The 11,238-nt window shown below is 46.1% G+C and carries 5 protein-coding genes; 2 read left to right on the top strand and 3 right to left on the bottom strand.

Going from position 1 to position 11,238, the window contains the following annotated elements:
* Positions 1 to 198: 198 nt before the first annotated feature.
* Positions 199 to 663 carry a TetR/AcrR family transcriptional regulator gene (locus AB4384_RS21910; protein WP_372130119.1) on the top strand — a complete coding sequence of 155 codons (465 nt, stop codon included), beginning with the start codon at positions 199 to 201 and terminating at the stop codon, positions 661 to 663.
* Between the two features lie 98 nt (positions 664 to 761).
* Here AB4384_RS21910 and glgB read toward each other — a convergent pair whose 3' ends face one another.
* From glgB to AB4384_RS21895, 3 genes are all read right to left on the bottom strand, one after another.
* Entirely contained in the window at positions 762 to 2,942 is a 2,181-nt protein-coding gene (gene glgB, locus AB4384_RS21905) for a 1,4-alpha-glucan branching protein GlgB (RefSeq protein WP_372130118.1), read from the bottom strand.
* A 174-nt stretch (positions 2,943 to 3,116) separates the two neighbouring features.
* Positions 3,117 to 5,297, bottom strand: a complete 2,181-nt coding sequence (malQ, locus tag AB4384_RS21900) for a 4-alpha-glucanotransferase (protein ID WP_017067441.1) — start codon at positions 5,295 to 5,297, stop codon at positions 3,117 to 3,119.
* A gap of 185 nt (positions 5,298 to 5,482) precedes the next feature.
* A complete protein-coding gene (locus AB4384_RS21895; protein WP_136973658.1) occupies positions 5,483 to 7,936 on the bottom strand; it encodes a glycogen/starch/alpha-glucan phosphorylase in 2,454 nt (817 codons plus the stop codon).
* A 567-nt stretch (positions 7,937 to 8,503) separates the two neighbouring features.
* Between AB4384_RS21895 and malT the strand changes: the two genes are divergently transcribed.
* Entirely contained in the window at positions 8,504 to 11,212 is a 2,709-nt protein-coding gene (gene malT / locus AB4384_RS21890; protein ID WP_017061867.1) for an HTH-type transcriptional regulator MalT, read from the top strand.
* Positions 11,213 to 11,238 lie beyond the last annotated feature (26 nt).

Below are 11,238 nucleotides of genomic sequence, written 5' to 3'. Positions count from 1 at the left end.
TTTAACTGATCGGCATTACCGCTCAATAGGGCGGTGTTTTTGTTTATGCCAAAATCTGATTGATAATTGAACCAATGACACAATACTGACTATATTTAACGATAAATTGACCAGTTATTTACCCTTGGAGTTTGAGATTTAATTCATAAGCTCTTAATATACTCGTTTACAGAATGTTACAGTCAATAGAGATTTGTAATGGCTCGAATTACTCAAGTACAGAAACTAGAAAATCAAAAAAACTACGATGAGATCGTACTAAACCTTTTTCTGGCTGAAGGACATGAAACACTAACTTATGCAAGGATTGCTCAAGAGATTGGCATTAGTTTAACGACGCTTCAGGGCTATTATCCGTCGACCCGCGCTATTCGTTCAGTACTTCACGAACACATGCTATCGATCGTTATAGACAGTCTAGACTTTTCATCGGAAGCGCTTTTTATCCAATCTTGGCAAGCCGCTCTAGATAATGAGCAGTTTCGATACGTGATTAAATTGATGTTTTTCCATGCTTCGCAAATAAAGAACCCTGAGCAATTTAACCTCAGCTCGAACGGCGAATTTCGTGAAAAGATGTTGGACAGTTTAGGCAACGACTCAGTTCGAATCCTTGAAATGGTAGTCGGACGCTCAATGTTCTATCTCACCAACTTCAAGTAACGCTAACCAGCTTACTGAAATAGAAAAAGGGAACCCTAGGGTTCCCTTTTTTAGACTTTCAGAAAAGTGAGCAGCGATGACCTGCTCAACTTATAGACCTAATTTAGCTTGTAAAAAACGGTCGATAACGGCGGCAAACGCAGCTCAATCGATGTGTCTAGCCCTTCGCTCTCTACAGATTCAATCTCAGCAGTCTGCTTCACTTCAAAACCGCTGCCTGCATAGTCGACAGAGTCTGTATTCAACAACAATGCGTATTCACCTTTTGCAGGAACACCTAAGCGGAAATGCTCGTGAGGCACTGGCGTAAAGTTAGACACTATCAATACTCGCTCACCAGATTCACTGATGCGCTCGTGCGCAAGAATGCTCGCTTCAGCAGAGTCCTGTAGACGCCATTCAAAGCCTTTCGGATCAAAATCAAGACCGTGCATTGCAGCTTCAGAGCGGTACAGATTGTTCAGGTCTTTCGTTAAACGCTGAACACCTTGATGACGCTCGTAATCCAGCAAAAACCATTGCAGCTGGTCGTCATGGTTCCATTCAGCCGTCTGACCAAATTCAGCCCCCATGAAGTTAAGCTTCTTGCCCGGCTGCGCGTACATGTAGCCCATGTAAGCACGTAAATTAGCCGTTTGCTGCCATTCATCACCAGGCATCTTGTTGTGGATAGAACCTTTACCGTAAACCACCTCATCGTGAGACAGAGACAATACATAATTCTCACTGTGTGCGTAAACCAGTGGGAAGGTAATCGTATCGTGGTGATATTTACGGTTGATTGGGTCTTCTTGAATGTAAGACAAGCTGTCGTGCATCCAACCCATGTTCCACTTAAAGCCAAAGCCTAAGCCGCCCATAAAAGTCGGTGCTGAAACACCAGGGAAAGCCGTTGATTCTTCAGCAATCGTCATCGCATTCGGAAAGTGTTTATACACTTCTTCGTTCATCCACTTAAGGGTTGCGATAGCGTCGTAGTTTTCGTTGCCGCCATCCGCATTCGGGATCCATTGGTCATGGCTACGCGAATAGTCGAGGTACAACATCGAAGCAACCGCATCAACACGGATGCCATCAATGTGGAATTGCTCGAACCAGTACAGTGCATTAGAAACTAAGAAACGACGAACATGCTCTTTGCCTAAATCGTAAATGTACGAGTTCCAATCTTGATGCCAACCACGACGTGGATCTGGATCATGGAATAATGGCGTACCATCGAAGTTTGCTAGGCCGTGATCATCACTTGGGAAGTGAGCAGGAACCCAGTCCAGAACAACGCCAAGACCCGCTTGGTGACATTGATCGACGAAGTATTTGAAATCATCTGGAGAGCCAAAACGGCTAGTCGGTGCAAATAGACCTACAGGCTGATAGCCCCAAGAACCGTAGAATGGATGTTCTGAAACTGGCATTAGTTCAACGTGCGTGTAGCCAAGATCCGTTAGGTATGGGATCAGCTCTGCCGCAAGCTCGCGATAATTTAAGAATTCACCTTCAGCGTTACGCTTCCAAGAACCTGCATGCAATTCATAGAACGAAAGCGCTTCTTTGCGCTTTTGCGTTACCGGGCGATTTTGCCATTGAGTATCTTGCCACTGGTAACGAGCGTGATCGTAAGTTACAGATGAGAACGATGGGTATTGCTCAGAGTAGAAACCCCATGGGTCAGCTTTGTGTGGTAAGCCTTCGCCATTTGGTCCTTTTAATTCAAACTTGTATTGAGCGCCTTCTTCCAGTTCAGGAATGAATAAGCCCCACATACCGTAATCTAGGCGTTGCATTGGGTGGCGGCGACCATCCCAAGCGTTGAAGTTACCCACCAAGCTTACCGCAGTTGCATGCGGTGCGTACACCAAGAAACGCGTACCTGAAATCGTCTGTCCATCACGCTCTAGCGTAATAAACTGAGCCCCCATGTGATGATACATATCTTTCGGTGTATGAAGATCTTCATAACTCGCGTACAGATCGTGGTACTGGTAAGGATCATCGATGATCTGTTCTACGCCAGCCCAATCAACCGCAAGCTTATAGTGAGTAAAACGTAAGTCTCTCTCTTGCTTAAGAATGAAACCACTTTCACCCTCTCGCGCTAACTCAATACGAGGTTCCTTTCCAACAATCAACTCGACTTTATCTGCCCCAGGAATCCACACACGTAATGCACCTTGCTCAGAAGGTAGGTATGGCCCTAAAAACGCGAATGGGTCTGTGAAACAAGCCTGTGATAGTTGGGTATATATTTGTTTTTGCTTTGAAATCGAACTTAGTTCCAAAACGTTTCTCCCTAACCAAACATCCAAAAAACATAATACAAAAATGCCCGCTATTAGTGCGGGCAATATAACGACGGTTTATTCTACCAGATGAGCATTCATTATTGAGTGACCGAGGTTGTAGTTTCGTACGGCGTAAGCAAAAAACCACCTAATTTCAAGTCACTCACGTCATTACTTACCGGCTTTTTCTCGAACGTCAGTCAGCTTAGAAGCGATACGATTAACGCCTTCGTGAGCAAATATTTCGTCCAAGTTCATTGATAGTTTACGACGCCAGTTAGGGTATTCATCAACCGTGCCAGGAATGTTTACTGGCTTGTCCATCTCTAGCCAATCTTCTAGCTGAACGCTCAGTAGTGTTGAACCACCAGCCGCTACGTGCAGTTGAAGTGCCTCAGCAAGGTAAGAGTCCATCGGTACTTGGCTCGCATCGCGGCCCACACCTTCTGGTAGGAAACCATGCCATGCTACTGAATCTAAGATACCTTGCTTGCACTCTAGGCGGTCATCGAACAAGGTTTCTAATTGTTCTGCATCTGGGTATAAGCCAATCTCTTGGCCCATTTTCAGGTCATCACAGTGCCAGAAGCCACGAAGCGTTGGCATATCGTGAGTACACAGTGCCGCCATCGATTGTGATGCGTAGTGTTTTGGTGAGATGAAACCACCGTCATCTTCTGATGTTTCGAAGAAGAACACTTTGTAAGAGTGCACGCCAGCATCTGCAAGGATGTCGACAATCTCATCCGGTACCGTTCCTAAATCTTCACCGATAACGCTACATTGGTAACGGTGAGATTCAAGCGCCAGAATAGACAGCATATCTTGTACTGGGTAGTAGATGTACGCGCCCTTAGTTGCGTTCTCACCCTTTGGAATCCACCACAAGCGCAGTAGACCTAAAACGTGGTCGATACGCAGTGCACCACAGTGCTTCATGTTCGCACGAAGTAGCTTGATGTAAGCGTCGTAGCTTGTTTCTTGAAGCACTTCTGGGTTTAACGGAGGTAGACCCCAGTTCTGACCCAAAGGACCAAGAATATCAGGTGGAGCACCAATGCTCGCATCCATCACTAGGTTGCCTTCGTCAGCCCAAGTCTCGCTGCCTGAATCTGCAACACCTACCGCTAAGTCACGGTACAGGCCAACAGCCATGCCCTTCTCTTCTGCAAGAGACTGTGCATCGTTGATCTGGCAATCTGCTAGCCATTGCAGGTACATGTACAGATGAACGTTTTCTAAGTTCTCTTTGATGTATTTCTGTGTCGCTGGGCTGTCGAATGTACGGTACTTCTCAGGGAATACCGGCCATCCCCACATGCCAGAATCTTCTGCATGCAGTTCACCATGTAGAGCATCAAACGCCGCTTGATGCATCAGGCTATCGCCACCCTCTTCTACGAAGGCTAAGAACGCTTGTGCACGGTCGCTGTTTTTGTCTAGATGACGAGTCTTAAATTCTGCGAATAGCAGAGGCAAGATGCTCATCTTAAGCTCAGACACTTCGGTGTAGTTTACCCAGTGTGCTTCACGCGCTTTTTGTAGACGCTGTTGGAACTCTGCGCTGCCGACTGTTTGTTGTGCTTCTGCACTTAGTGCAAATTCAGGAACTGAACTCACATCAATGTATAAGATGTTCAACCAGCGACGAGAAGATGGGCTATATGGGCTCGCACCTTCAGGGTTCGCAGGGAACAATGAGTGAATTGGGTTTAGACCAACGAAGTCACCACCACGAGAAGCGATATCCGCAACAAGCTGTTTTAGGTCTCCGAAATCACCAATACCCCAGTTATGCTGAGTTCTTAGGGTATAAAGTTGAACACTGGGTCCCCAAAGCTTTTTGCCTTGCTCGATTGGTGACTGCTTGAAACACGCTTTTGGCGTAATAATCAGTGTCATCTCGTAAGGCTTCTTACGGCGCTTACGGCTCACAATGAGCTTGTGATAACCCCATGCCAAATCACTTGGCAATGCAAACACTAAAGGGCCACCCTCGGCACGCTCGTCACGAATGACTTGAGATTGAAGATAGCCTTCAAGTACCTCTCCTTGCTCGGTTTCTAAGCGCCAGCTGAACTCACTTTCACGAGCACTTACACCTAGATTAAGCGCCACTTCTACTGGCTCACCGTCACGCAAGACAAGAACTGGGTCTAGTACATCTTTTTTGTGTTTTCTTTCTGCTGACTTAAGCAGTGCATCATCGCTGCTTGTATCGTAGCCCAACGAAGCCAATAGAGACGTGATCGTCTCGTCTGATACTTGTGCTTCATCGCCCCACGCACTAACGTAACTGTCGGCAATGTTTGCCATTTCTGCGACTTGTTTTAATACGGTCTGTTCTTTCATCGCTCTCTCCGAAAACGTTCTGACGCTTTCTATTTTGTAGGGTTGTTAATTTAATTTTTACTAATCAATTAGCTTGTGACAATCGGTTTGTAAGCAGCTTGTTTATAAACGAAACCTTTAAGCCTTTCGTTTGCTCACAAGCTAATTGAGCCAAGGCAGAAACTGCCTTGGCTACTTTGGAAGTATTAACGGTTAACCGCTTCAAGTTTCCAGATGTTGTTCACGTAGTCGCGGATAGAGCGGTCTGATGTGAACTTACCAACCAATGCTGTGTTAAGAATTGCTTTCTTAGCCCAACCTGCTTGGTCTTTGTATTGCGTGCCCATGTCTTCGTGCGCTTTCACGTAAGATGCGAAGTCAGCAAGACATAGGTAAGGGTCACCACCGTCTAGCAGGCTATCAAACGTTGCACGTAGAAGGCCTGGTTGACCTGGAGTGAACTCATCGCCAGTCAGTAGGTCTAGAGATGCTTTCAGTAGTGGGTCTGCATTGTAGTAGTCGTATGGGTTGTAGCCTTGAGCTTTCAGAGCTTGAACACCATCAACGTCTAGGCCGAAGATGTAGATGTTTTCATCACCCACTTCTTCACGAATCTCAACGTTTGCACCATCCATCGTACCGATAGTTAGCGCGCCGTTTAGAGCCATCTTCATGTTGCCCGTACCAGATGCTTCTTTACCCGCTAGTGAGATTTGCTGAGAAACGTCTGCTGCAGGGATGATGATTTCAGCCATGCTTACACGGTAGTCAGGAATGAATACCACTTTCAGTTTGTTACCGATGCGAGGGTCGTTGTTGATCTTCTCTGCAATCTTGTTAACCGCGAAGATGATCTCTTTCGCTAGGTGGTAACCCGGTGCTGCTTTCGCTGCGAAGAAACATACGCGTGGCTCACACTCGAAACCAGGTTCGTTAAGAATACGGTGGTACAGAGATAGAATGTGTAGCAAATCTAGGTGCTGACGCTTGTATTCGTGAAGACGTTTGATTTGAACGTCAAAGATAGCGTTAGTATCTAGCTCGATACCCATGTTCTCTTGAACCCAATCAGCTAGGCGCTGTTTGTTTTCTTTCTTAACAGCCATGAATTCTTTTTGGAATTTCGCGTCTGTTGCAAACTTAGCGATGCCTTCTAGCTGCTCAAGTTTTGCTGGCCATTCAGTGCCGATCTTACCCGTGATTAGCGTAGATAGACCTGGGTTACAGAACTTCAACCAACGACGTGGCGTGATGCCGTTCGTTACGTTAGTCAGTTTACCTGGGAAGATTTCGTTGAACTCAGGGAACAAGTCTTTCTTAACCAGTTGTGAGTGAAGCGCAGCTACACCGTTTACTTTGTAAGAACCAATCACACATAGGTTTGCCATGCGAACCATGCGGTGGAAACCTTCTTGGATGATAGAAAGCTTCGCTTGCTTCTCACCGTCACCAGGCCACATCTTGCGAACTTCTTGCATGAAGCGGTGGTTGATTTCAAAGATGATTTCCATGTGACGTGGAAGAAGACGATTGATCAGTGATTCAGACCAAGTCTCTAGCGCTTCTGGAAGTAGTGTGTGGTTCGTGTAAGCGAACGTGTGAGCACTGATTTCCCATGCTTGATCCCAAGATAGACCTTTCTCGTCAATCAGGATGCGCATTAGCTCAGGAATCGCGATCGTTGGGTGTGTATCGTTCAGCTGAATCGTTTCTTGCTTAGGCAGATCTTCTAGAGAGAAACCTGCTGCTTCGTGGCGACGTAGAATATCGCGAACCGATGCTGCTGAATGGAAGTACTGCTGCATTAGACGCAGTGTCTTACCTTTCTCGTGGTTATCGTTCGGGTAAAGAACCTTAGTGATGTTACCTGCATCGATTAGCGAGTGTTGCGCTTCGAAGTAATCACCGTTGTTGAAGCTTGCTAGTGAGAATGGTGCAATTGCCTGACATTCCCAAAGACGCAGCGGGTAAACCGTGCTTGACTCGTAACCTACGATTGGTAGATCCCAAGGCATTGCTTTTACTTCCATACCTGGAACCCAAGTACGTACTTCTTTACCGTCGATGAATTCAACGTCTACATGACCGTAAAAACCAATGTGTTGTGCTAGTTCTGGACGAGCTACTTCCCATGGGTAACCTTCAACACCACGCCATGCGTCAGGTGCTTCTTGCTGACGACCGTCTTGGAAAGACTGTTTGAATAGACCGTATTCGTAGTGAAGACCGTAGCCTACTGTTGGGTATTCTTGAGCGGCACAAGAATCCATAAAACAAGCGGCTAGACGACCAAGACCACCATTACCTAGTGATGGGTCGCGCTCTTCTTCTAGAAGATCAGTTAGGTTTTGACCTAGCTCTTCCATTGCATGAGTGATCTGTTCATACAGACCCATGCTGATCAGGTTATTACCGGTTAAACGACCAATCAAAAACTCTAATGAAAGGTAGTTAACGCTCTTCGCGTTCTTAATTTTTTCGTCATTTTCAGTTTCTAACAGATCAAATGTTGTGAGTTCTGCTAGCGCACGCCCCATTGCTAGGTACCATGCGCGGCTATCTGCGTTTTCAATCGTTGTTGCGTAGGTTGCAGATAAATGTTTCTTAACACTCTCTTGGAATGACACTTTATCGAAAGTTTTTTGCTGAGTTGGTTTCATTTCAGAAATCTCGCTTTTAATAGTTCTAATTCATCTGTGACATATCGTGCATGGTCACCATAAACTAAACATCCTCCCGCTAATGCAACTGACTAGGAGTAGATGGGAGGGCGTAGGGGGCGTACCGACTTAGGGTTAGTGATCTGACTCTCATGTTCTGACTGCGAACAAAAACTTGGAGTGACTAAGATCACAAGCTCCCGTTCGATAACTTAACTTCAATTGATGTGACTTTTATTTAACCCATTTAAAGTCATTGCCAAATCTGAGTTTCAGATCACGAAAATAATTTCCAACTCTCATCTTTTGCATTGATTCCCGTGTAGGGATGAACGAAGTCACATTCACAAACCAACCCGCAACGTGAGCAAAGTCTCAAATAAAGGGCGTAGACACCCAAAAACATGCAGGAGTGCAAGGTTTCTGAGGAGGATCGTAGTCGGTAACGTTTGGCTTCACGTAATATGAGTAAAGACTTAAGTAATTAGGCTCATGTCATTGGAGTGCACTCAACGATAGATTGGGATATTCCAGAACATAGCCACGGAATAGGTGTAAAACTTCGATATGTGGATCCCTTCGAAACTGACTCGTCCCGGCCGCTTACATAATGCAATCCTACGACCTAGGGTTCTCGATCTGCTTCACAATGCAGATTGCTATAAGCTTGTGTTGTTCCGCTCTCCAGCGGGCTACGGCAAAACCACCATGGCTGCACAATGGTTGGTAGATAAACCTAATGTGGGTTGGTACAGCATTGATGATAGCGACAATGATGCCTTCCGCTTTATCAACTACCTACTTCAATCACTTAATAAAGCGACTCAAAATGCCTGTCCGAATGCCCAAAAACTGGCAGAAAAGCGACAGTTTTCATCGCTGCATTCTTTATTAAGTGAAGTATTTGCCGAGATGTCGGAATTCCATCACGAGTGCTTTCTGGTGTTGGATGACTATCACTTGGTCAACAATGACGACATCCACGAAGCCATGCGCTTCTTCCTCAAACACATGCCCGATAACCTAACGTTGGTTGTCACCAGTCGTGGTACGCCACCACTTGGTACAGCAAACCTGCGCGTTCGTGACTTAATGATCGAATTAGGTAATGACTCGTTGGCGTTTGATACCGAAGAAACCACACGCTTTTTCAACCAACGCGTAGCCGACGGCATTGATGACACCACGGCAGATAGCATTTGTAGTTATGTAGAAGGTTGGCCTTCTGCACTACAACTTATCGCGCTACAAGCACAACACCAAAAACGCACTCTTGCACAGTCCGCAGAGTCATTCTCTCACTTTAACCATGCCCACCTTTGGGATTACTTGGTTGAAGAAGTATTCGATCTACTGGATAAAGAAACCCGACAGTTCTTAATGCAGTGTTCAGTACTTGATCATTTCAATGACGAATTAGTCTGCGCGCTTACACAGCGTGAAGACGCACTGGGTATGATCGAATCACTCAACCGATTTGGCTTATTCATCTACCCGCTTGAAGGCGAGAAAAACTGGTACCGATTCCACAATCTATTTGGTGAATTCCTCGCACATGAGCGCCAAGCTCGAATTCCTCAGCAAGAAGCAGAACTGCATCGAAGTGCTGCAAAAGCGTGGATCAAGCAAAACACACCGCACCAAGCACTACGTCACGCACAGCGCGCTGAAGATCCAGAACTGATCATTCAAATCCTGACTGAACACGGTTGGCCGATGTTCAACCAAGGTGAGCTGTCGTCACTAGAGATGGCGATCAAGCAACTGACTACCGACCAACTTTACAGTGAGCCAAAGCTTTCGATGTTGCGTGCTTGGCTTGCACAAAGTCAGCACCGTTATGACCAAGTGGGTACTTTGTTGGAAGAGGCTGAGACTCAATATCAAGCTCGAAACATTGAACTCGATACTCAGCAGCAAGGCCAATACAACGCCTTACGCGCACAAGTTGCCATCAACAGCAATGAGCCTGAGAAAGCATTGGAATTGGCTGAGCTTTCGTTGAGTCAGTTGAACACCACCGTTTATCGTAGCCGCATTGTCGCAACCTCGGTTGTGGGCGAAGTGAATCACGTAATGGGTAACCTAAGCCGTGCGCTGCCGATGATGCAACAAACAGAAAAACTGGCACGTCAGTATCAGGTTTACCATCAGGCCCTGTGGGCGATTCTGCAACAAAGCGAAATCTTGATTGCTCAAGGTTATGTTCAAGCGGCATTTGAGCTACAAGACAGCGCATTCAAATTGATCGAAGAGCATCAGCTTCAATACGTTCCTCTGCATGAATTTTTGCTGCGTGTTCGCGCTCAGATCTTCTGGTGTTGGAACCGACTAGATGAAGCGGAAGAGTGTTGCTACAAAGGCTTAGATATCCTTGGTCACCACTCTCCGAGTAAACACCTGCACAGCTATTCTATGTTGGCTCGTATTTCATTGAGCCGTGGTGAGATTGATAAAGCGTCGAAATTTATCGACCAGATTCAGCACCTATTGCGTCAATCGACTTACCACGTAGATTGGACGGCAAATGCTTCTCTTTCTTTGATTCTGTTCTGGCAAGTAAAAGGCGATAAAGAAGCTATCCGTGATTGGCTGAGTGTGGCTGTTCGACCTGAATCGGCAAGTAATCACTTCTGCCAACTTCAGTGGCGAAACATCGTTCGTGCTCACATCATCCTTGAGCAGTATGAAGACGCAGAAGAAGCGCTGACCTTCCTTAAGAGTGAAGCCCAGCGTTCGCACTTGATTACAGACACCAACCGCAACTTGATCGTTGAAGCCGTGTTACGTACACAAATTAACGATGAAGACAGCGCACGAATACTACTCGAAGAAGCGCTTCATATGACTAACCAAACCGGTATGGTCGGTAACTTCTTGGTAGACGGTGGGACGATCGGGCATATCTTGGATAAGTTGAGCAACAAGCCAGGCTTAGGTGATTTAGAACGTCACCGCGCACAACAAATCATGAAAGATATTTCCGCGACCCAACGCAGCCGCTCAGTTCACTTTGATGAAGACTTTGTTGAAAACTTGGTTAATCACCCGAACATTCCTGAGCTTGTGCGTACTAGCCCACTCACCCAGCGTGAATGGCAAGTACTTGGTCTGATCTACTCAGGATTCAGTAATGAGCAGATCGCTCAAGAACTCGATGTAGCGGGTACCACAATCAAGACTCACATCCGTAACCTTTACCAAAAGCTCAACATTGCTAACCGTAAAGAAGCAATCAGCACAGCGGAGAACTTGCTGCAGTTGATGGGGTACTAAAACGGATTCGAGATTCGAGATTCGAG

The organism is Vibrio sp. 10N.261.51.A4, from assembly GCF_041471945.1.
Taxonomy (GTDB): Bacteria; Pseudomonadota; Gammaproteobacteria; order Enterobacterales; family Vibrionaceae; genus Vibrio; species Vibrio crassostreae_C.
Note: the sequence above shows the minus strand (reverse complement) of the source record. Positions and strands in the feature narration are given on the sequence as shown.